19 protein-coding genes and 1 tRNA gene are annotated in these 20,510 nt (G+C 72.6%); 7 read left to right on the top strand and 13 right to left on the bottom strand.

Features of this window, described 5'->3' with window-relative positions:
- Complete coding sequence (locus tag ACWCYO_RS10440; protein WP_449783958.1) at positions 1-867, top strand: peptidase; 867 nt, start codon at positions 1-3, stop codon at positions 865-867.
- Between the two features lie 80 nt (positions 868-947).
- Here ACWCYO_RS10440 and ACWCYO_RS10445 read toward each other — a convergent pair whose 3' ends face one another.
- The 10 genes from ACWCYO_RS10445 to ACWCYO_RS10490 form a co-directional block, all read right to left on the bottom strand.
- Positions 948-2,567 carry a DUF2079 domain-containing protein gene (locus ACWCYO_RS10445; RefSeq protein WP_449783959.1) on the bottom strand — a complete coding sequence of 540 codons (1,620 nt, stop codon included), beginning with the start codon at positions 2,565-2,567 and terminating at the stop codon, positions 948-950.
- 26 nt (positions 2,568-2,593) lie between these two features.
- Positions 2,594-3,817, bottom strand: a complete 1,224-nt coding sequence (locus ACWCYO_RS10450; RefSeq protein ID WP_449783960.1) for a glycosyltransferase 87 family protein — start codon at positions 3,815-3,817, stop codon at positions 2,594-2,596.
- A gap of 362 nt (positions 3,818-4,179) precedes the next feature.
- A tRNA-Ala gene (locus ACWCYO_RS10455) sits at positions 4,180-4,253 on the bottom strand.
- A 71-nt stretch (positions 4,254-4,324) separates the two neighbouring features.
- Positions 4,325-5,329 (bottom strand): divisome protein SepX/GlpR, encoded by a 1,005-nt coding sequence (gene sepX, locus ACWCYO_RS10460; RefSeq protein ID WP_449783961.1) that lies wholly within the window; start codon positions 5,327-5,329, stop codon positions 4,325-4,327.
- A 150-nt stretch (positions 5,330-5,479) separates the two neighbouring features.
- Positions 5,480-6,106, bottom strand: a complete 627-nt coding sequence (locus tag ACWCYO_RS10465) for a GNAT family N-acetyltransferase (protein ID WP_270151045.1) — start codon at positions 6,104-6,106, stop codon at positions 5,480-5,482.
- Complete coding sequence (locus tag ACWCYO_RS10470; RefSeq protein ID WP_270144665.1) at positions 6,103-6,606, bottom strand: MogA/MoaB family molybdenum cofactor biosynthesis protein; 504 nt, start codon at positions 6,604-6,606, stop codon at positions 6,103-6,105. The genes ACWCYO_RS10465 and ACWCYO_RS10470 overlap by 4 nt, the downstream gene beginning before the upstream one ends.
- A 73-nt stretch (positions 6,607-6,679) precedes the next feature.
- The gene (gene moaC / locus ACWCYO_RS10475) at positions 6,680-7,120 is read right to left on the bottom strand and encodes a cyclic pyranopterin monophosphate synthase MoaC (protein WP_449783991.1); all 441 of its coding nucleotides are present in this window, start codon (positions 7,118-7,120) and stop codon (positions 6,680-6,682) included.
- Between the two features lie 222 nt (positions 7,121-7,342).
- Positions 7,343-8,704 carry a molybdotransferase-like divisome protein Glp gene (gene glp, locus ACWCYO_RS10480; RefSeq protein WP_270144668.1) on the bottom strand — a complete coding sequence of 454 codons (1,362 nt, stop codon included), beginning with the start codon at positions 8,702-8,704 and terminating at the stop codon, positions 7,343-7,345.
- A gap of 26 nt (positions 8,705-8,730) precedes the next feature.
- Entirely contained in the window at positions 8,731-9,651 is a 921-nt protein-coding gene (gene galU, locus ACWCYO_RS10485; protein ID WP_449783962.1) for a UTP--glucose-1-phosphate uridylyltransferase GalU, read from the bottom strand.
- Positions 9,652-9,704: 53 nt separating this feature from the next.
- Entirely contained in the window at positions 9,705-10,613 is a 909-nt protein-coding gene (locus tag ACWCYO_RS10490) for a GGDEF domain-containing protein (protein ID WP_449783963.1), read from the bottom strand.
- Positions 10,614-10,674: 61 nt separating this feature from the next.
- Between ACWCYO_RS10490 and ACWCYO_RS10495 the strand changes: the two genes are divergently transcribed.
- Positions 10,675-11,250 (top strand): 5-formyltetrahydrofolate cyclo-ligase, encoded by a 576-nt coding sequence (locus tag ACWCYO_RS10495; protein ID WP_270144673.1) that lies wholly within the window; start codon positions 10,675-10,677, stop codon positions 11,248-11,250.
- Between the two features lie 61 nt (positions 11,251-11,311).
- On the opposite strand, the gene ACWCYO_RS10500 is transcribed toward ACWCYO_RS10495, so the two are convergent.
- Positions 11,312-14,032 carry a penicillin acylase family protein gene (locus ACWCYO_RS10500; RefSeq protein ID WP_270144675.1) on the bottom strand — a complete coding sequence of 907 codons (2,721 nt, stop codon included), beginning with the start codon at positions 14,030-14,032 and terminating at the stop codon, positions 11,312-11,314.
- Positions 14,033-14,304: 272 nt separating this feature from the next.
- Between ACWCYO_RS10500 and ACWCYO_RS10505 the strand changes: the two genes are divergently transcribed.
- The 5 genes from ACWCYO_RS10505 to mscL all read left to right on the top strand — a co-directional run bounded on the left by ACWCYO_RS10505 (position 14,305) and on the right by mscL (position 18,949).
- Complete coding sequence (locus ACWCYO_RS10505; RefSeq protein WP_449783964.1) at positions 14,305-15,789, top strand: potassium/proton antiporter; 1,485 nt, start codon at positions 14,305-14,307, stop codon at positions 15,787-15,789.
- 291 nt (positions 15,790-16,080) lie between these two features.
- A complete protein-coding gene (locus ACWCYO_RS10510) occupies positions 16,081-17,478 on the top strand; it encodes an MFS transporter (protein ID WP_449783965.1) in 1,398 nt (465 codons plus the stop codon).
- Positions 17,479-17,603: 125 nt separating this feature from the next.
- Positions 17,604-17,924 carry an FmdB family zinc ribbon protein gene (locus ACWCYO_RS10515; RefSeq protein WP_270144678.1) on the top strand — a complete coding sequence of 107 codons (321 nt, stop codon included), beginning with the start codon at positions 17,604-17,606 and terminating at the stop codon, positions 17,922-17,924.
- Positions 17,925-18,229: 305 nt separating this feature from the next.
- Positions 18,230-18,502: a hypothetical protein gene (locus ACWCYO_RS10520; protein WP_270144680.1), complete on the top strand. Its 273-nt coding sequence runs from the start codon at positions 18,230-18,232 to the stop codon at positions 18,500-18,502.
- A gap of 30 nt (positions 18,503-18,532) precedes the next feature.
- Entirely contained in the window at positions 18,533-18,949 is a 417-nt protein-coding gene (gene mscL, locus ACWCYO_RS10525; RefSeq protein WP_270144682.1) for a large conductance mechanosensitive channel protein MscL, read from the top strand.
- Between the two features lie 61 nt (positions 18,950-19,010).
- On the opposite strand, the gene ACWCYO_RS10530 is transcribed toward mscL, so the two are convergent.
- Both ACWCYO_RS10530 and ACWCYO_RS10535 read right to left on the bottom strand, forming a co-directional pair.
- Entirely contained in the window at positions 19,011-19,229 is a 219-nt protein-coding gene (locus tag ACWCYO_RS10530; protein WP_449783966.1) for a hypothetical protein, read from the bottom strand.
- Between the two features lie 135 nt (positions 19,230-19,364).
- Positions 19,365-20,336, bottom strand: coding sequence for a sigma-70 family RNA polymerase sigma factor (locus tag ACWCYO_RS10535; RefSeq protein WP_030286482.1), 972 nt, complete (start codon positions 20,334-20,336; stop codon positions 19,365-19,367).
- Positions 20,337-20,510: the final 174 nt, after the last annotated feature.

The following is a 20,510-nucleotide window of genomic DNA, read 5'->3' on the forward strand; positions in this document are numbered from 1 at the left end:
ATGCGTACGACGATCCGCGGCGCCCTCGCCGCCCTCGCCCTGCTGCCCGCCCTCGCGCTGGGCGCCCCGGCCGCCTCCGCCGCCTCGCCGTCCCCCTCGGCCACCGCGAGCGGCACTCCGGCCCCGGCCACCAAGGCCGGCACCTCCTTCCTGACCGCGGTCAACCTCTCCCCCGGGCAGGACGCCAACGTCTCCGTCTCCACCGGTGACTACCTGTACTGGGCGTTCGGCGCCTCCGAGGGCCAGACCCCGACGGTCAACCTGACCGTCAACCTGGCCCCCTCGACGGACCGGCACGGCCCGCAGACCTGGACCGTCGAGGTCTTCGACGGGCTGCGCCGCCGCCAGGCCTGCACCGCCGGCACCCAGAACGCCACCGGCGACCAGAGCGCCACCATCCTGGCGCTGAACTGCACCCTGCGCGAGGTCCGCACCTGGGCCGAGCCGTGGTCCGGCGACCCGCTGCCCGGCACCTACTACGTCCGGCTGTCGGTCACCGACGCCCCGCAGCCCGACCTCGGCCTGGCCGCCACCGCCCAGCTGCACGTCGCCGCCAAGGGCAACGCCGACAACGCCCAGCCCGAGGGCGGCACGCTCAAGGCCCCGCTGGTCCCGCCGGTCGGCGGAGGTGCCGGCACCGCCAAGGCCGCGGCCCCGGTCGCGGAGAAGGAGCACTGGTACACCGGCTGGTTCTCCGGCTGGAACAGCCGCTGGTACTGGACCATCGGCGGCGGCTTCCTGGCCGCCCTGGCCGGCGTCCTCGGCTACCACCTGACCCGGCACCCGCGCGGGCGCCGCCCCGGCCACTACGGCGCCGTCCCGCCCCAGGGCTCGCACCAGCACGGCTCCTACGCCGAGCGCCCGTAGTAACCCCGCACGAGCGAGGGCCGGCCGGACACCTTCGGGCCGGCCCTCCGGCGTCTCCGCCCCGGGTCCTCGCCCCCGGGTCAGCCCTTGAACAGGTTGTGCCCCACGTCGGACGGCACCTCGTCCTGGACCGGCTTGCTGCCCGGCCCCGGCACGTGCTCGCCGGGCACCGGCTCGGTGCTCTCCCGGTGCAGCAGCACCACGCCGTCCTCGGCCCAGAGCTGCCGGTAGCCGTGCGCCAGCAGCAGCCGGATCCGGTCGGCCTGCTCCTTGTCCGTCTTGAACGGGAAGGACCGCTTGTCGGACCGGGTCAGCACGTACTCGCGCCCGCGCGGCGTCCCGTCCACCAGCACCACGTCGGTCCGGGCGGTCAGCCGCGGCGCGATCTGGTTGTCCGCCTCCACCGAGGCGCCGTCCGGGATCAGCGCGGCCGCCCGGACCAGCGCCGCCTCGCTCGCCCGGGGCTCCCAGGAGGACGGCACCGCCAGCTGCAGCAGCCCGATCGGCACCGCCGCGACCAGCGCCACCCCGACCGTGCCCAGGCCCAGCAGCCGGGCCCGCCGACGGGTCCGCTCGGGCCGTTCGACGCCGCTCATCCGCCCCAGCACCTCGACCGTGGCGGCCAGCAGGACCGGCCAGAGCATCGAGTCGTAGTGCCGGGCGATCGACCAGTGGTTGGGGTTGCTGGAGAGGATCCGCTCGGCCAGCAGCGGCACCATGCACAGCACGGTGGCCGAGCGCAGCGGCAGCAGGAACAGCGTGCCGAACAGCCAGAGCAGCAGCAGCGGCTTCAGCGGCTGGTCGAAGGCGGTCTGCACCAGCAGGAACGGGTCGTGCAGCAGGTTCCGCAGCGCCTCGCCGCCATCGTCGCCGAGCGCCTTGTAGTTCCAGTAGTAGCCCGGCTCGCCGCCCATCGCCGGGATCAGCCACTTGATCGCCACCGCCGAGGCGATCGGTCCGCCGAGCAGCAGCCCGACCCCGGTGAACCGCCCGGCGCGGTCCCCGGTGCGGCGGGTGCGCAGCAGCAGCACCAGCCCGTACGCGCCGACCAGCAGCCCCAGGTCCTCCTTGGTGCAGCACAGCAGCACCGCGGCGAGCACCACCGTGCCGTAGCGGCGGGCCTGGCCGCGCTCCAGCATCAGCAGGGTCAGCGGGACGGCGAAGGCGACCTCGTGGAAGCCGACCCGGGACGCGACCAGCAGCGGCCAGCCGAGCGCGTAGACCAGTCCGGCCAGGTCGGCGGCCCGGCGGGCGGTGCGCGGCTCGGCGGCGGCGAAGGAGTGCGCGGCGATCCGGCGGATCAGCGGCACCCCGAGCGCGAACAGCAGCGCCTGCCCGATGATCAGCGAGCGCGGGTCGTCCCAGATCCAGTACAGCGGCGCGAGCAGCGCCAGCACCGGGGAGAAGTGGTCACCCAGCAGCGAGAACCCGGGCGGGAACTCGTGGTGGTAGTACTTCAGCGTCGAGACCGGCAGTCCGAAGTGGGCGTACCCGCGCACGCCCTGGTCGAAGATGCCGAGGTCGAAGCCGCCGAGCGAGACGGAGGCCCAGCCCTGCAGGCCGATGGCGCACATCACCACGAAGCACAGCACGCCGAGCAGCACGGTGCGTCGGGCGGGCGTGCCCAGGACGGCCGCGGCCCTGCGGGCGGCGGGCACGGCGGCCGGGGGCGACGACGGGGTCGCGGTCTGGGTGGTCACGTCGGCTCCGGTCCGTCTCTGGTCCGTCAGGCCCGATTGGTCAGGGCGTGATCTCGGTCGGCATCGCGGTCACGGTCGGCATCGTGGTCGAGCCTGGCGCCGAGCAGTGCCCAGGCCCCGGCCGAGGCGTCGACCGCCTGCCGGCGGGCGCGGTACAGCCGCAGGCCGATGACGACCAGCACGGCGATGCCCAGCGGCGGGTAGATCGAGCCGGGCAGCTGCCAGTACCAGGCGACCCCACGGCCCCAGCGGTGCGGCACGGTCCACATCACGTGGGAGAGGAACACCACCAGCGTCACGCCCAGCAGCACCCGGCGGCCGGTGCTCCGGGCCTCCGCGGCCAGCAGCGCGATCAGCGGGATGCACCAGACCCAGTGGTGGGTCCAGCTGATCGGGGAGACCAGCAGCGCGGTGAGGGCGGTGCAGACGGCGCCCCAGGCGTCGGCCCGGCGCAGCACGCGGGCGGAGCGCCCGGCGAGCACGGCCACCCCGAGCCCGAGCGTGGCGACCAGCGCGGAGGCGATCAGCCCGACCGCGCCGGGGTCGTTGACGTCGAGCAGCCGGCAGACCGCCCCGCGCAGCGACTGGTTGTCCACCAGCACGGTCACGCCGACCCGGCTCGGGTCCCACAGGTACTTGGTCCAGAAGCCGTACGAGCCGTCCGGCAGCGCGACCCAGCCGATCAGGCCGGCCGCCAGGAAGGTGCCGATGGAGACCAGGGCGGCCCGGATCCGGCCGGTCAGGAACAGGTAGACGGTGAACAGGCCCGGGGTGATCTTGATCGCGGTGGCCAGGCCGATGCCGACGCCCTTGAACCGGCCGCGGTCCGAGCGGGTCAGGTCCCACAGCACCAGGCAGAGGATGGCGAGGTTGACCTGGCCGTACTGGAAGGTGGTGTACACCGGCTCCAGCCAGACACCGAGGCCGGTGGCGAGGATCGTGGCGGCCGGGCGGTACCGCCGGGCCGGCCAGCCGGCCAGCTTGAGCGACAGGTGCACGGCCAGGCCGAGCAGCGCGTAGTTGCCGAGCATCACCAGGACGCGCAGCGGGCTCACGTCGAACCAGGTGCTCGGCACGAACAGCATCGCGGCGAACGGCGGGTAGGTGGCCGGCAGGTCCCAGCCGGGCAGCCGCATCGCGTACAGGTCGTCCCCGTTGACGACGGCCTGCCCCTCGGCCCGGTAGACGAGCATGTCGACCATGTTCGCCCCGTGCAGGTGCCGCTGGACGACGAACGCCGCCAAGGACACCACGGCGACGCAAGCCGCCGCGATGGTCCAGGAATTCGGTCTTCCGTTTGCCGGGCCGCCGCCGGGGCCCTCCGGGTCCGCCTGCCGCGTCCACCGTTTCAGACCGAACTCGCGCACCGCGATGGCACCCCGTTGAGATAGACCAGATCGTTTCCCTCGTCACCGTCTGGGCCCACCCACCATAACCGACCCCTCTGAGACGCCCCGAGTCCCAAAGTCCGTCAGATTCCCCCTGGTCAAAGGTGCGTGAGCTCCGTCACGAGTCGACTGCCCGCCCCCGCAGGGAGCCACAAAACGCGAAATCCCGCCGGGAGTTGACTCCCGGCGGGATTTGCTGAACCGGTCGGAACCGGCCCGTTGGGTGGAGCTGAGGGGATTCGAACCCCTGACCCCCTCGATGCGAACGAGGTGCGCTACCGGACTGCGCCACAGCCCCAACGAGAAGAAACTCTAGCACCTTTCGGAGGGGGTCCGTGACCACCCCCGGGTCGGGGGTGGTCACGGCGGTCATTCGTTGGCCGCGCGCGGGCGGGACTCCGGAACCGGGGCCTCCGCGTACTGGTCGAACAGCGGGGTGCTGCGGGACTCGGCGGGGCGGCCGGCGGTCCAGGTGCCGGGGGCCGACAGGTCGAGGCCGCGGGAGACCCGGGGGGCGACCGGCGCGGTGACGTAGGTCGGCAGCGGGACGGGCACCGGCTCCCAGGAGTCCGGGCCGGCCGCGCCGCGCTCGCGCATGCCGTCGACCCACTCCTCGTGCTCGGTCGCCTCGGCCACCGCCGAGGCGGAGGGCACGGAGACGGTGGCCTCCCCCGCGTCGGCGGCCAGCCGCAGGTGCGGACGGCGGCCGGAGCGGTGCTCGGCGGGGGCGGCCTGGTCCGGCTCCTCCGCGACGGGCGCCTCGACCGTGGGCCGGTCGTCCGCCGGGGCCTCGGTGCGCTGCCGCTCGCGCTGGCGCAGCCGCTCGGCCGCCTGGGCGGCCCGGGCCCGGTCCAGCTTCACCTCGTACCGCTGGCGCTCCAGCCTGCGCAGGTGGCCGATGTAGAGGGTGAGGAGGACCGCCGGGACCGCCGGGACCCAGAGGAAGGCCAGGCCGGCCACCGCGGCGACCACCGCGCCGAGGGCGAAGGCGAGGAAGAGGGCGGTGACCATCCGGCGCCGGCGGGCCAGCAGCCGCGCCCGGCGCTCGGCTCCGCCCGCCCGCACGGGGGCGGGCCGTTCGGCCGGACGCTCCACCGGGGGTTCGGGCTCCCGCGCGACGGGGTCGCCGGAGGCGGCCTCGTCCCGTTCGGGAGGACCGTCGTTGCTCTGCTCGCCGTCACGCGGTTCGTCGCCCAGGGCCCGGGCCGCCCGCCGCTCCAGCGCCGAACGCCCGGCCAGCAGGCGGATGGCGGTGCTGAAGCGTTCCGTCGGGCGCGCCTCGTTGAGTTCGTCCTGCCTGCGGAGCCACATCGGCACCAGATAGGCGGCCCAGGCCCCTACGATGACGGCGTAGATAAGGCCGCTACTGCTCACGATTCACACCGTACGGGCGCCGGGGAAGGCCTGGCAGCAATTTGGCGCGGCGTGTCGTGTGATCAAGCTGGTTCTCCGACTATTTTGCCGGCATTTGTGACGGTCCGCCACCGCGCCGATGCGATATCGATATTTCATTCGAACATATATTCAATTATCGAGTTCTCGCCCGGAACTGAGCGCCCGCCAGCGCTCCAGCATCCCCTCCGGGACCTCCTCGGCGGTCAGCGCGTAGACCAGGTGGTCCCGCCAGTCCCCGTCGATGTGGAGATAGCGCGGGCGGATTCCCTCCGAGCGGAAGCCGAGCTTTTCCACCACCCGTCGACTGGGGCCGTTCTCCGGACGGATGCAGACCTCGATCCGGTGCAGACCGAGGGTGTGGAAGCAGTAGTTCACCGAAAGCGCCACGGCCGTCGGCATGATGCCCCGGCCGGCCACCGCCTCGTCGATCCAGTAACCGACGTTGGCCGAGCACATCGAGCCCCAGGTGATCCCACCGACGGTCAACTGGCCGACCAGCTGGCCCTTGTAGAGCACCACGAAGGGCAGCATCCGGCCGGCCGAGGCCTCGCCGCGCAGGAAGCGGACCATCTGCCGGTAGGTCGGGCGGGGCCCGGCGGCCTGGCCCGCCGGGCCGGGCGGCACGGTGGCCTCCCAGCGGCGCAGCCAGTCCCGGTTGCGGCGGCTCACCTCCTGCCACTCGCGCTGGTCGCGGGCCCGGATCGGGCGCAGCACGACCTCCCCCTCCTGGAGCTCTACCGGCCAGCCGGCGTTCAGTGCGCTCTCCCGGAAGCTGGTGCGTCGGGCCGGGGGTGGTCCCCGCCGCCGAGCTGGTCGACGGCGTGGGCGAGCAGCGGCTCCAGGACGGCCAGACCGTCCCTGACGCCGCCGGTCGAACCCGGCAGGTTGACGATCAGGGTACGTCCGGCGAGCCCGGCGAGCCCGCGGGAGAGCGCCGCGGTCGGCACCTTGTCACGGCCGTACGCGCGGACGGCCTCGGCGATGCCGGGGACCTGCCGGTCGATGACCCGGGCGGTCATCTCGGGGGTGAGGTCCATCGGCGAGATGCCGGTGCCGCCGGTGGTCAGCACCACGTCGTACCCGGCGGCGACGGCCTCGCGCAGCGCCGCCTCGACCGGCTCGCCGTCCGGGACGACCCGGGGGCCGTCGACGGTGAAGCCCATCGCGGTCAGACCGGCCACCAGCAGCGGGCCGCCCTTGTCCTCGTACACCCCGGCCGAGGCCCGGTTGGAGACCGTCACGGCGAGCGCCCTCATGCGCCCACCTCGCTTCGCTCGGCAGGCGCTTCGCGCAACCCGCACCTTTCGACGGTGAGCTCGCTTCGCTCACTCACTCCGCCACCTCCGGCGCGAACCAGTCGCCGCTCTTGCCGCCGGTCTTGCTGAGCACCCGGACGGACTCGATGGCGGCGCCCTTGTCCACCGCCTTGACCATGTCGATCACGGTCAGCGCGGCGACCGTCACCGAGGTCAGCGCCTCCATCTCGACGCCGGTGCGGTCGGTGGTCTTCACAGTGGCGGTGATCTCGACCGCGTCGTCCGCGACGGCGAGGTCGACCTTGACGCCGGAGACCGCGATCGGGTGGCAGAGCGGGATCAGGTCCGGGGTCCGCTTGGCGCCCATGATCCCGGCGATCCGGGCCACCGCGAGGGCGTCGCCCTTGGGCACGCCCTCCCCCCGCAGCAGTTCCACCACCCGCGGGGAGACCCGGACCCGCCCGGCGGCGACGGCGGTGCGCGCGGTGGTGGCCTTCTCGGACACGTCGACCATCCGGGCGGCGCCCTGTTCGTCGACGTGGGTGAGGCGGTCGCCGGGGTTCGGTGTCGTCACGGGTAACTCCAGGGGCGCGCAGGTCGAATACCGCGCTACGGTACCGCTCTCTCACTCGCCCGCTCGCCTCCGGGCGCTCCCGACCCGGCGCCGACGGTCGGCGCTCCCTCGCTTCTCCCTCTCGGCACCGGCGCGCCCTTCGGCTCGGGGCGGGGACCGCGGTCAGGACTCCAGCAGCACCACGTCGACCTCGCTGCCGGCCGGCAGCTCGGTGGTGTCCTCGGGGACGGTGATCAGGCAGTTCGCCCGGGCCAGTGCCCCGACCAGGTGCGAGTCGGCGCCGCCCACCGGCTCCACGGTGCCGTCCGCCGCCGAGTAGCTGCCGCGCAGGAACTGCCGGCGGCCGGCCGGGGAGCGCAGCGCGGACGGGCAGAGCGCGCGCACCACCGGGCGGTGGACGTCGGCCGCACCCAGCATGGTGCGGATGACCGGGCGGACGAAGAGCTCGAAGGAGATGTAGGCGCTCACCGGGTTGCCGGGCAGGGCGAGCAGCGGCACCCCGGCCGCGCCGCCGATCCGGCCGAAGCCCTGCGGCTTGCCGGGCTGCATCCGCAGCTTGCGGAACTCGACATTAGCGGCTCCGCCGCGGGCGCCGCCCCCGAAGGACTCGAAGACCTCCTTGACCACGTCGTAGGCGCCGACGCTGACCCCGCCGCTGGTGACGATCAGGTCGGCCCGGCCGAGCTGGTCCTCCAGGACGGCGCGCAGCCGGTCCGCGTCGTCGGGGACGGCGCCGACCCGGTAGGCGATGGCGCCGGCCTCCTGGGCGGCCGCGGTGAGGGTGAAGCTGTTGGAGTCGGCGATCTGCCCGGGCCCGACCGGTTCGCCGGGCTGGACCAGCTCGCTACCGGTGGAGAGCACCACCACCCGGGGGCGCGGGCGGACCTTCACGGTGGCCCGGCCGACCGCGGCGAGCAGGCCGAGCTGGGTGGGGCCGAGCCGGGTGCCGGCCGTCAGCACGGTGGTGCCGGCCGCGACGTCGCTGCCGCGGCGGCGGATGTGCGCGCCCTCGGCGACCGGGCGCAGCACCCGGACCTCCTCGTCCGCGACCGGCGCGGTCATCGCGGCGGCGGCCAGCCCGGTGCCGGTACCGCCGTCGGTCCACTCGACCGGGGCGACGGCCTGGGCGCCGGGCGGCAGGGGTGCGCCGGTCATGATCCGGGCGGCCTGGCCGGGGCCGACCTTGGGCAGCTCGCCCGCGCCGGCGGCGATGTCGCCGACGACGGTGAGCACCGACGGGTAGGTGTCGGTGGCGCCCTCGGTGTCGGCGGTGCGGACCGCGTAGCCGTCCATCGAGCTGTTGTCGAAGGGCGGCAGGTCGCCGTCGGCGACCACGTCCTCCTCCAGCCGGCAGCCCTGGGCGTCGAGCAGTTGGAGCTCGATCACGGGCAGTGGGCCGACGGCGGCCAGCACGTCGGCGCGGTGCTCGTCCACGGTCCAGAAACGAGGAGCCGCCGGTGGCCGGTCCGCGGACCCGTCGCAGCAGGCTGCGGGGGTGGTGCTGTGCTCCGTGGACCCGGTCATCGGCGGCTCGCTCTCTGTGTGGTGTGTCAGTCCTGCAGCTCGGAACCGACGAACTCGCGCAGCCAGGAGCGGAACTCCGGGCCGAGGTCCTCGCGCTCGGCGGCCAGTCGGACGATAGCGCGCAGGTAGTCGGCGCGGTCACCGGTGTCGTAGCGGCGGCCCTTGAAGAGCACGCCGTGCACCTGGCCGCCGGCCTCGGCGTCGCGGGTGGTCAGCTCGCGCAGGGCGTCGGTGAGCTGGATCTCGCCGCCGCGGCCGGGCGGGGTCTCCCGCAGCACGTCGAAGACCAGCGGGTCGAGGACGTAGCGGCCGATGACGGCGTAGTTGGAGGGGGCCTCTCCGGGCTCGGGCTTCTCGACCAGGTCGGTCACCTGGAAGACGTCCTCGCCGAAGCTGTTCGCCTTGACGGCGGCGCAGCCGTAGAGGTGGATCTGGGAGGGGTCGACCTCCATGAGGGCGACGACCGAGCCGCCGAGCTCCTGCTGCACCTCGATCATGCGGGCGAGCAGCGGGTCGCGCGGGTCGATCAGGTCGTCGCCGAGCAGGACGGCGAAGGGCTGGCCGGCGACGTGCTGCTCCGCGACGGAGACGGCGTGGCCGAGGCCCTTCGGGTCGCCCTGGCGGACGTAGTGCATGTTGGCCAGCTCGACGGACTCGCGGACCCGGCGCAGGCGGTCCTCGTCGCCCTTGCGGACGAGCAGCTCCTCCAGCTCGTAGGCGCGGTCGAAGTGGTCCTCCAGCGCGCGCTTGTTACGGCCGGTGACCATCAGTATGTCGGACAGGCCGGCGGCGGAGGCCTCCTCGACGACGTACTGGATGGCCGGCTTGTCGACGACGGGCAGCATCTCCTTCGGGGTGGCCTTGGTCGCCGGGAGGAAGCGGGTGCCCAGTCCGGCCGCGGGTACCACGGCCTTGGTTACCGGAATTCGGGAGGTGGTCGTCGTCATGCGTTTACCTTACTCAGGCACGTTTTCGCCCGGGGCCGAGCGCGTTCGGACGGCTAGGACAGCACGTCTCGGGGCACGGCCGCAGTGGCAGGCGGATGGGCAGTGACCGGTTGGGCCAGGGGGTCCCGTCCGGTACAGGCCGACAGACTACCCGCCTTTCCCGAACGGTCACGTTCGGCAGTCGACGGCCGCTGCGGGGCGGAAGGGGGCTGCTCACGGGGCCCGCCGGAGGGCTGTCCGGGGCGCGGTGCGATCCGCCAGCAGTCGCCGCCGGCCGCCCGCGCCGCGGCCAGCGCGGCGTCCGCGGAGCGCAGCAGGACGGCCGCGTGGGTGCCGTCCTCGGGCAGCACGGCGATGCCGACGGCGGCGGTCAGGCCGTTGCCCCCGACCGGGCGGGGCGCCCGGGTGCCGGAGGACCAGTCGAGCAGCAGGTGCCGGCGGACCGACCAGACCAGCCGCTCGGCGACCTGCACGGCGCCCTCGGAGCCGGTGTCCGGCAGCACCACCAGGAACTCCTCGCCGCTGTAGCGGCCCAGGGTGTCGGCGCGGCGGATCTCCATCGCGAGCCGCTGGGCGAGGTCGCGCAGTATCGCGTTGCCGCGGGCGCGGCCGTGCTCGGCGATGACCGCGTCGAAGCCGGCGATCTCCAGCAGCAGCACGGCCAGCGGGCGCGGGCCGTCGGCCTGGCCGGTGTGCTCGGCGCGGCGGGCCCGTTCGATCTCCCGGTCCAGGGTGAGCTGCAGGTGGCGGTAGTTCCAGACGCCGGTGAGCGAGTCGCAGGAGGCGGTGCGCTCCAGTTCGGCGCAACGCTCCTCCAGTTCGGCGATCCGCCCGTTCAGCCGTTCCCGGTCCTCGGCGGCCTCGGTCCGCTCCCGGCGCACGCGCAGTCCGAGCACGGTGGCGCCGGCCAGCGCGGGGGCGCTCAGCGCGGCCAGGGCCTGGACCAGCAACGGGGTGGACAATCGGGGCGCCCTTTCGCGTGTCAGGCTCTGCGCGTCACGGTTTTCGGACGTGGAGGATCCGGTGCACAACGAGAAGAGCGACCTGAGGACACGGCTGCTGACGCGGCGCCGCGCGCTCACCGCCGAGGGGCGCGCTGAGGCCGCCCGCGCGCTGGCCGGACACGCCTGGGAGCTGGCCGCGCCCGGCGCCACGGTGGCCGCCTACGTCTCGGTGGGCGCGGAGCCCGGGACCAGGCCGCTGCTGGACGCGCTGCGCGAGAGCGGGGTGCGGGTGCTGCTGCCGGTCCTGCTGCCGGACAACGACCTGGACTGGGCCGAGTACGCCGGGCCGGAGGCGTTGGCCCCGGCCGGGCGCGGGCTGCTGGAGCCGGTCGGGCCGCGGCTGGGGCCGGAGGCCGTGACGGGGGCCTCGGTGGTGCTGCTGCCGGGCCTGGCGGTGGACCGGGGCGGGCTGCGGCTGGGCCGGGGCGGCGGCAGCTACGACCGGGTGCTGGCCCGGCTGGGGCGGGCGGGGGTGCGGCCGGTGCTGGCGGTGCTGCTGTACGAGCACGAGCTGCTGGAGCGGGTGCCGGCCGAGCCGCACGACCTGCCGGTGGACCTGGCGGTCACGCCCTCGGGGGTGCGGGCGCTCGGCTGAGACGGCGGCGGCCCCGCTCCCCGGGGAGGGGAACGGGGCCGCGCCGCGTGCCGTACGGGCGTCAGCCGTTGCTGAGCACCAGCTTGTGCTTGGTGGCCTTCTCGACCGCGTCCGGGGTGAACGCCCAGGTCAGCAGCTTGCCCTTGAGCCAGAGGTCGGTCTGGTCGTTGTAGTTGGCGTGGAACGCGTGACCGGATTCGCCGCCGACGTTGATCCAGCGCGAGGAGTCCAGGTCGTTCAGGTCGACCACCATCCGCATCGACGGGATCCAGTCGACCTGGTAGCCGGCCGCCGCGTTCCAGCCCGCCGCGTCGACCGCCGCCGAGCTGCCGGAGAGGCGGTAGGGGCCGCGGTTGAGCAGCTTGTGGACGGCGCCGGAGGCGATCGAGGAGTTGTCGGTGCCGAGGGTCTGCTCGCGCAGCTCCAGCTTGTGCAGGCGGCCCCAGCTCCAGGTGGAGATGTCCTTGCCGAGCAGCGAGGTCAGGTCCTGCCGGGCGTTCTTCATCGCCTCCTTGAGCAGGTTGTCCAGGCCCTTCTGCTCCTTGTGCTGGGAGTCGATGTACGTCCACCACGAGCTGTCGGGCTTGTCGAGCTGGGCGCGCACCACCTCGGTCCAGCGGTCGCCGCCGTCCGGCTGGGCCTTGCCCGGGTCGCGGGTGCCGCACTCGGTGACGATCTTGCTGGAGCTGTCCGGCTTGGTCGGGTCGTCCTGCTGGCGCACCAGCAGGCAGTTGTTCTTGGCCCGGATGTCGGCCGGGAACTTCTGGCCGAAGGCGAGGATGAGCAGGTTGCGCCAGACGCCGTTGTAGTAGGCGGCGGCGGCCGAGTCGGCGTCCTGGTGGAAGTTCCAGTCCTTCAGCAGGTCCTGGGCCTGGCGCACGTACGGGTCGTCGATCTGCTGCTTGAGCAGCAGCGGGACCAGCGTCTTGGCCATGGTGCTGGTGTTGTCCAGCTGGAGGGTCTGCATGTCGTCCGGCGAGATCTTGCCGTTGTTCTTGAGCAGGCCCTCGATCTGGTCGGTGATCTCCTTGGCCCGGGTGCCGTACTCCCAGTCCTTGGTCAGGTTGTACTTGTAGCTCGGGTCGACCACGGCCTGGTTGGCGGTGACGATGTAGCCGACGGCCGGGTTGAAGCTGTACGGCAGGGCGGTGAAGGGGACCGGGTCCGGCTTCCACTGGTAGGAGGAGTCCCAGCCCGGGGCGGGCATGGAGCCGTCGCCCTTGCCGCGCACCGGGATGACGCCGGGGGCCTGGTAGCCGATGTTCTTGGCGTCGGCGTAGATCAGGTTCTGCGCGGGGACGGCGAAGTCCTTGGCGGCGTTCCGGAAGTCGTCCCAGTTCTTCGCCCGGTCCAGCTCGAACACGGCGTCCATGGTCCTGCCGGGGCTGAGCGCCGTCCACTGCAGGGCGACGCCGTAGCCGCCGGTGCCGCGGTCGGGGGCGGAGCTGCCGTTGGGGGCGTACTTGCCGACGTTCTGCTGCTCGGTGCTCGTGTCGGAGATGAGCGGGGCGCCTGTCTGGGTGGTGCGGACGGTGATGGTGCGGTCCTCGCCGCCGGCGACCTTGATGGTCTCCTTGCGGAGGTCGAACTTCACGTCCTTGCCGTCCACCTGGTAGGTGTCCGGGCCGGTCACCTTCTCCAGGTAGAGGTCGGAGACGTCGGCGCCGAGGTTGGTGAAGCCCCAGGCGATGTCCTTGTTGTGGCCGATCACCACGCCGGGCATGCCGGCGAAGGTGAAGCCGGAGACGTCGAACTGGCAGGCCGGCGAGGCGGTCCGGCAGTGCAGGCCCATCTGGTACCAGACCGAGGGCAGGCCGGGGCCGAGGTGCGGGTCGTTGGCCAGCAGCGGCTTGCCGGTGGTGGTGTGCGAGCCGGCGACCACCCAGGAGTTGGAACCGATGCCCTGGCCGGGGCGGCCGAGCAGCTGCGGCATCCCGTCGATCCGGTCGGTGAGGCCCTGGACCAGCGCCTTGGTGGTGGCGGCGCCCTGGGCGGTGTTGCCGCCGGAGGTCGCACCGGGCTGGGTGGAGCCGTCGGCGGGGCGGTAGGTGTCGCCGCTGACGGTGCCGGTCTTCACGATCGTGCCGTTGCGGGAGTACGGGTAGTCCGGGTACAGCTCGGCGATCTTGTCCGGGCCGAAGTCCTGGGCGAGCAGCGAGCGGTCGATCTCCTCCTGGAGGTTCCCGGAGAGGTTCCAGGCCATCGCCTTGAGCCAGGCCACCGAGTCCACCGGGGTCCACTGCTCGGGCTTGTAGCCGCTGTTGACGGCGCCGAGCACGGCGTACTCCAGCGAGGCCTTCTCCCCGCCGGGGTGCTCGGCCAGCCAGGCGTTCACGCCGTCCGCGTAGGCCTGCAGGTACTTCTTGGTCTCCGGCGACAGCTTGGTCTTGAACTCCTGCTCCGCCACCTGGTGCCAGCCCATGGTGCGGATGAAGGAGTCGGTGTCGACCTGGCTGTCGCCGAACATCTCGGACAGCCGGCCCGCGGTGATGTGCCGTCGGACGTCCATCTCCCAGAAGCGGTCCTGGGCCTGGACGTAGCCCTGGGCGCGGAACAGGTCCTCGGAGGTGTCCGCGTACAGCTGCGGGATGCCGTTGGCGTCGCGCTTGACGTCGACCGGCGCGCTCAGGCCCGCCACCTTGACCGTCCCGTCCACCTCCGGGAAGGACGCACGGACCGCGGTGACCCCGCGGTAGCCGCCGTAGCCGACGCCGGCCACCAGCAGCACGACCAGCACGATCACGATCAGACGGGCGCGCCGGAACTTCTTCGAGCGGGGCATCTGGGTCCTTGCGGTCCTGACTTCGGGGCGGGCGGGCGTGTCCAGGGCCTTGGGCCGTGACAGGGAACCACATTAGGCCGAGTCGGCGGAGCGCTGTGAACGGGGGACCAAACTAAAGACATGGCAAAATGTTAGACTGAGTAACGATCCGCAACAGGAGCATTGACGACTTCTTAGCGGGCCGGTGCTCGACAGCACCCTCCCTGTACACACGGAACACCCCAGCACCACCTGACACCCCGCCCGCCCATGCCTGCCCGAGGTGCCACTGCGTGAACGTCGCCCACCTGAACCAGCTCCTGCTCGAAGCCTCCGTGATCCTGCTCTTCGCGGTGGTCGCCGTCCGGTTCTCGACCCGATCAGGCCTGCCCAGTCTGCTGATCTACCTCGGGATCGGCGTGGCACTGGGCCAGAACGGGATCGGCGTCACCTTCAACAACGCCGAGCTGACCCAGGTGCTCGGCTACGCGGCGCTCGTGGTGATCCTGGCCGAGGGCGGCCTCAAGACCAACTGGCGCGAGGTCAGACCGGCGCTGCCGGCGGCCACCGTGCTGGCCACCGTCGGCGTCGGGATCAGCGTCTTCGTCACCGCGGCCGGCGCGCACTGGCTGGTCGGCCTGGACTGGCGGACCTCGCTGCTGCTCGGCGCGATCGTCTCCTCCACCGACGCCGCGGCCGTCTTCTCGGTGCTGCGGATGGTCCCGCTGCCGCACCGGCTCACCGGCCTGCTGGAGGCCGAGTCCGGCTTCAACGACGCGCCCGTGGTCATCCTGGTCGTCGCCTTCGCCTCCACCGGCGAACCGGACACCTGGTACGTGCTGCTCGGCACCATCGTCGCCGAGCTGGCGATCGGGGCGGCGATCGGACTGGCCGTCGGCAAGCTCGGCGCGTTCGCGATCAAGCACGTCGCGCTGCCCTCCTCGGGCCTGTACCCGATCGCCGTGGTGGCGCTGACCGTGCTCGCCTACGCCGGCGGTTCGCTGCTGCACGGCTCCGGTTTCCTCGCCGTCTACATCAGCGCGGTGATCCTCGGGAACTCCAAGCTGCCGCACGGACCGGCCGTGCGCGGCTTCGCCGACGGGCTGGCCTGGATCGGGCAGATCGGCATGTTCGTGCTGCTCGGGCTGCTCGCCGCGCCCGAGAGCATGGGCGGCGCCGTGGTGCCCGCGCTGGTGATCGGCGCGGTGCTGGTCTTCCTGGCCCGGCCGCTGTCCGTGATCCTCACACTGACCCCGTTCCGGGTGCCCGGCCGCGAGCAGGCGCTGCTGAGCTGGGCCGGGCTGCGCGGGGCGGTGCCGATCGTGCTGGCCACCATCCCGGTGGTCTCCGGGGCGCACAGGGCCGGGGACGTGTTCAACATCGTCTTCATCCTGGTCGTCGTCTTCACCCTGCTCCAGGGCCCGACGCTGCCCTGGATGGCCAGGCGGCTGAAGATCGGCGAGGGCGCGATGGGCCAGGACCTCGGCATCGAGTCCGCGCCGCTGGAGAAGCTGCACGGGCACCTGCTGTCGGTCTCGCTCTCCCCGGCCTCACGGATGTCCGGCGTGGAGATCAGCGAGCTGCGGCTGCCCAAGGGGGCGGCGGTCACCCTGGTCGTGCGGGAGGGCAACTCCTTCGTGCCGGACAAGGCGACGATGCTGCGCGGCGGGGACGAGCTGTTGGTGGTCACCACGGACGAGGTGAGCGAGGCGGCGGAGCGGCGGCTGCGGGCCGTGGACAAGGGCGGCAAGCTGGCGGGGTGGCTGAAGGGGCGGTGACGGCGGGGAGTGCCGGGGCTACGGGTGCTGCCGTGAGGTAGGTGGCCTGGCGGAATCTACGCGCGTAACTGTATGCTGGTCCGACTACGCCGTATAACTACCGTTAGACCACCCCCAGCATCTGCCTGACGCAGAGTTGGCGCGACCGCTCGGCGGCCGCGGTCCGGCCCCGGCCCACCAGGCCCGGCCGACCCGGTATCTACCCCGGTCGACGCGCGAGAGGACGACTCTCGGCGCCGTCGGGGCCACCCCATGCCCTGCCGCGCTACCAGGCAGCAGGAAGGACCGACCGTGACGGCCCGCCGAACGGTCGAGATCGCCGCGGACTCCACTCCGGACACCGCTCTGGACACCGCGGCCAGCACTGTGGACACCGCCGCCGAGACGCCCGCCAAGGTCGGGTACGGCGCGCTGCTGCGCACGCCCGGCGCCTGGACGTTCCTCGCCCCCGCCTTCATCGCGCGGCTGCCCTACGCGATGCTCAGCATGGGCATCCTGCTGCTCGTCAAGGACACCCACGGCTCGTACGGCACCGCCGGCACCGTCACCGCGATCGCCGCCGTCGCGCAGGCCCTGATCGGCCCGCAGACCGGGCGCCTCGCCGACCGGTACGGGCAGGCCGCCGTCCTCGTCCCGACCGTCGCGGTGCACGCGGCCTCGGTCGCCCTGCTGATCACCCTGGCGCTCGGCCACGCGCCGGCCTGGAGCCTGTTCCTGGCCGCCGTTCCGACCGGCGCGAGCGTTCCGCAGATCGGCGCGATGGTCCGGGCCCGCTGGATCGCCACGATCGGCGCCGACGGCGCGTCCGCCTCCTCGGCGGCCAAGGTGAGCACCGCGTTCGCCTTCGAGTCCGTGACGGACGAGTTCACCTTCGTGATCGGTCCGATCCTGGCCGCCAAGATCGCCACCTCGGTCAGTCCGTCCACCGCGCTGATCACGGAGGCCGCACTGACCTTCGTCGGCGGCCTGGTCTTCGCCGCCCGGCGCGGCACCGCGCCCGCCCGGAACACCCCGCGGCCCGGCGCGCGACGCGCCTCCGCGCTGGCCTCGCCCGGCGTCCGGCTGCTGGCCGGGGTGATCCTCGGGGTGGGGGCCGTGTTCGGCGGGATGCAGGTCTCGGTGAACGCCTTCGCCGACTCGGTCGGCCAGCACGGCGCCGCCGGCACCGTGTACGGGATCTTCGCCGGCGGCTCGATGGTGGCCGGCGTGCTCTACGGCGTCATCGCCTGGCGTCGGGCCGTCCAGCACCGGATGGTCATCAGCTACGCCCTGCTGGTGGTGGGCTGCTCGACGCTCTGGGCGATGCCCAACCTGGTCACCCTGTCGATCGCCGGGCTGTTCTGCGGTCTGGCCATCGCCCCGACCCTGATCAGCGGCTACACCCTGGTCGAGACCCTGGTCGAGGACGGCGCCAAGACCGAGGCCTTCACCTGGCTGACCGGCGCCATCGGCCTGGGCCTGGCCGTCGGCTCGATGGTGGCCGGGCGGCTGATCGACGGCCACGGGCCGTCCGCCGGGTTCCTGGTGCCGCTGGTCGGCGCCGGCCTGGGGCTGGTCGCGCTGGTGTCGATGCGGCACCTGCTGGTCGCACCGCACCGGACCGGTCACGTGATGGCGGGATCCGGCGAGCGCACCGGGTCCGGCGAGCGCGCCGCCTCGGCGCAGCTGGTCGGCGCGGCCAAGGGCTGAGCGAGCGGTCGAACGCGGCCCGTACCGGCTCATCTCACACCGGATTCGCTGGACTGATCCAACGGAATACCGCATCATTGACCATCGTTAGCACTCATCAGGCGAGAGTGCCAGGAGGAAGACAAGTGCCCACGTACCAGTACCAGTGCACCGAGTGCGGCAGCGGCCTGGAGGCGGTGCAGAAGTTCACCGACGAGGCGCTGACCACGTGCCCCGACTGCCAGGGACGGCTCCGCAAGGTCTTCTCGGCCGTGGGCGTCGTGTTCAAGGGCTCGGGCTTCTACCGGACCGACAGCCGCTCGTCCTCCAGCAGCTCGGTGGGCGCGGGCTCGTCCGCCGGCTCCTCGACGTCGTCGTCGACCTCGGGGTCGTCCGGCTCGTCGAGCGCTTCCAGCAGCTCCAGCTCGACCAGCTCGTCCAGCAGCCCGGCTCCGGCCGCGAGCTGACCTCGGTCCCGGGGGCTCCCGGGAGTTCCTGAAGCTTCACGGGAAGGCCTGTCGGCCCCGCTTCGCGCGGGGGCGACGGGCCTTTTCGCGTGCGCTCACGTGCCCCGGCGCGGTCTTCGTCAGTAGCGGAGGCCGGTCTCACTCGTGTGAGTGTACGAAGTTGTCCACAGGGGCGGGTTTATCCACAGGCTGTGGGAACCGGCTTTCCGGCGGCGGCGCGGGTGGGCATCGTGTGGGTCACCGGGCGGTGGCCGACCGCACGGTGACCGACCGCATGTCGATCGACCCGATCCGGAGGTGCCCCGATGACGACCACGAGCCTGTCCGTTCCACTGCCCGCGCCCACCGTGCCGCCGCGGCGGGAGGTGCCGAGCTTCCCGCCGATCCGGCGCGGGTGCGGCGGGTGGCACCGCTGGCGCCAGGCCGTCCGGCGGCGGGCCGGGGTGCCCGCACTGGTGCTGCTCGCGGTGGCCGCGGCGCTCGCGTTCGGGCCCGCGCGGGCCGGGCTGCCGCCGCCCTCGGGCGGCGCGGTGGGCCGTACGGGTTGTCAATCCGGGCCCCCGGACGATCACCCGTAACCCCGGAACGACTTCGTCGTTCGAGGCGGCATGAAGGGCTTCAAGGAATTCCTGCTGCGTGGAAATGTCGTCGAACTCGCCGTCGCCGTGGTGATCGGCGCTGCCTTCACCAACATCGTCAACGCCTTCGTCAAGGGCGTGATCAATCCGATCGTCGGCGTCTTCGGGACCAAGGACCTGGCGTCCTACAGTTCCTGCCTCAAGGGGCCCTGCACGGTGAGCGCCACCGGTGAGGTCACGTCCGGAATCCTCATCCTGTGGGGGTCGGTGCTCAGCGCCGCCCTGCAGTTCCTGATCACCGCGGCCGTCGTCTACTTCGTCCTGATCGTCCCGATGAACCGGATGGCGGCCAGGCGCAAGAGCGCCACCGAGGTGGCGGCCGAGGCCGAGGCCAAGGAGGTCCAACTGCTGACCGAGATCCGCGACGCGCTGGTCACGGCGCGCTAGTCGCCCGGTTCCCCGGTCCCCGTTCCCAGTCCCGTTCCCCCGCTCCCCAGCCCCGTTTTCGCTAGTCCCCGTGGTGCGGCGGGCGCTGGCTCAGGTACCAGTCCAGCCCTCGCCCACCGCTCTCCCCAGTCCCGGGGCGATCGCCCCAGCCGGCGTCGGTGTCGTCCCGGGACTGCTGGTCCAGCGGGTCGCGGAAGACCAGGCGGGCCTTGGCCCTGGCCGCCTTCTGCCGGTCCTGCTCCTCCTGCCCCTGTCCCTGTTCCTGTGGCTGCTCGCTCACCCTGTCCACTCCCTGCCGGTCCCCTGCTCACGGTCCAACCTGTTCCTCCAGCCTAAGAGGCCCGCGACGCGCCACGGGCCCTGGTGCGGAGCGCTCCGCACCAGGGCCCGGGTGGTCGACCTCGGCCGTCGGCCGTCAGGCGGCCTCGAAGCCCGCGTGGTCGGCGATCTTCTTCAGCTCGGCCAGGGCGTGCTTCTCGATCTGCCGGATCCGCTCACGGGTGAGGCCGTGCTGCTTGCCCACCTCGGTGAGGGTGCGCTCGCGGCCGTCCTCCATGCCGTAGCGGGAGCGGATGATCGAGGCCGTACGGTCGTCCAGCCGCCCGATCAGGTCGTCCAGCTCCTCCCGGCGGAGCATCACCATCACGGCGTCCTCGGGGGACGTCGCCCCGGTGTCCTCGACCAGGTCACCGAACTGGGTCTCGCCCTCGTCGTCGACCGACATGTTGAGGCTGACCGGGTCCCGCGCCCAGTCCAGCACGTCCTTGATCCGGGCCTCGGTGGTGTCCAGCTCGGCCGCGATCTCGGCCGGCTCCGCCTCGCGGCCCAGCTCCTTGGACTTCTCCCGCTGCACCCGGCGGATCCGGCCGAGTTCCTCGACCAGGTGCACGGGCAGCCGGATGGTGCGGGACTGGTCGGCGATCGAGCGGGTGATCGCCTGTCGGATCCACCAGGTCGCGTAGGTGGAGAACTTGAAACCCTTGGCGTAGTCGAACTTCTCGACGGCGCGCACCAGGCCGGCGTTGCCCTCCTGGATCAGGTCGAGCAGCGGCAGCCCGCTGCGCGGGTAGCGGCGCGCGACCGCCACGACCAGGCGGAGGTTCGAGCGGATGAAGACGTCCTTGGCACGCTCGGCGTCGGCGGCTATCGCCTCCAGCTCCTCGCGCGTGACGCCGTCGGGGAGTTCGCCCTCGTCCAGCATGTGCTGGGCGTACACGCCGGCCTCGATCCGCAGCGAGAGCTCGACCTCCTCGGCGGCATCGAGCAGGGGCGTCCTGGCGATCTCGTCGAGGTACATACCGACCAGGTCACGGTCGGCCTCGAGGTTGGTCGGGCGGGCCGCGCGAGTCCGGTCGGCCCTGTCGCGAACGACGGCACGGGTGGCCATGCTTGCTCCCTTTGCTGGTGTTGCCGAGGTCTGCCTGCCTGCCTGAGAGGGCAAGAAGTGCGGGCCCCTAAGGGCTCACACGTAACAATCCAACGAAGAGATTCCGGACAACATTCCCAAGTCGCTCAGATTCTTCCCAGCGATGCAGTATCCTGCCGGTTTTCACTCCGGTTC

Source organism: Kitasatospora sp. NPDC001683 (genome assembly GCF_053596495.1).

Coding starts and splice junctions, on each gene's coding strand:
- ACWCYO_RS10440 (WP_449783958.1), top strand. CDS start 1: ATGCGTACGACGATCCGCGGCGCCCTCGCCGCCCTCGCCCTGCTGCCC.
- ACWCYO_RS10470 (WP_270144665.1), bottom strand. CDS start 6,606: ATGAGGGCGCTCGCCGTGACGGTCTCCAACCGGGCCTCGGCCGGGGTG.
- moaC (WP_449783991.1), bottom strand. CDS start 7,120: ATGGTCGACGTGTCCGAGAAGGCCACCACCGCGCGCACCGCCGTCGCC.
- glp (WP_270144668.1), bottom strand. CDS start 8,704: ATGACCGGGTCCACGGAGCACAGCACCACCCCCGCAGCCTGCTGCGAC.
- galU (WP_449783962.1), bottom strand. CDS start 9,651: ATGACGACGACCACCTCCCGAATTCCGGTAACCAAGGCCGTGGTACCC.
- ACWCYO_RS10500 (WP_270144675.1), bottom strand. CDS start 14,032: ATGCCCCGCTCGAAGAAGTTCCGGCGCGCCCGTCTGATCGTGATCGTG.
- ACWCYO_RS10520 (WP_270144680.1), top strand. CDS start 18,230: ATGACGACCACGAGCCTGTCCGTTCCACTGCCCGCGCCCACCGTGCCG.
- mscL (WP_270144682.1), top strand. CDS start 18,533: ATGAAGGGCTTCAAGGAATTCCTGCTGCGTGGAAATGTCGTCGAACTC.
- ACWCYO_RS10535 (WP_030286482.1), bottom strand. CDS start 20,336: ATGGCCACCCGTGCCGTCGTTCGCGACAGGGCCGACCGGACTCGCGCG.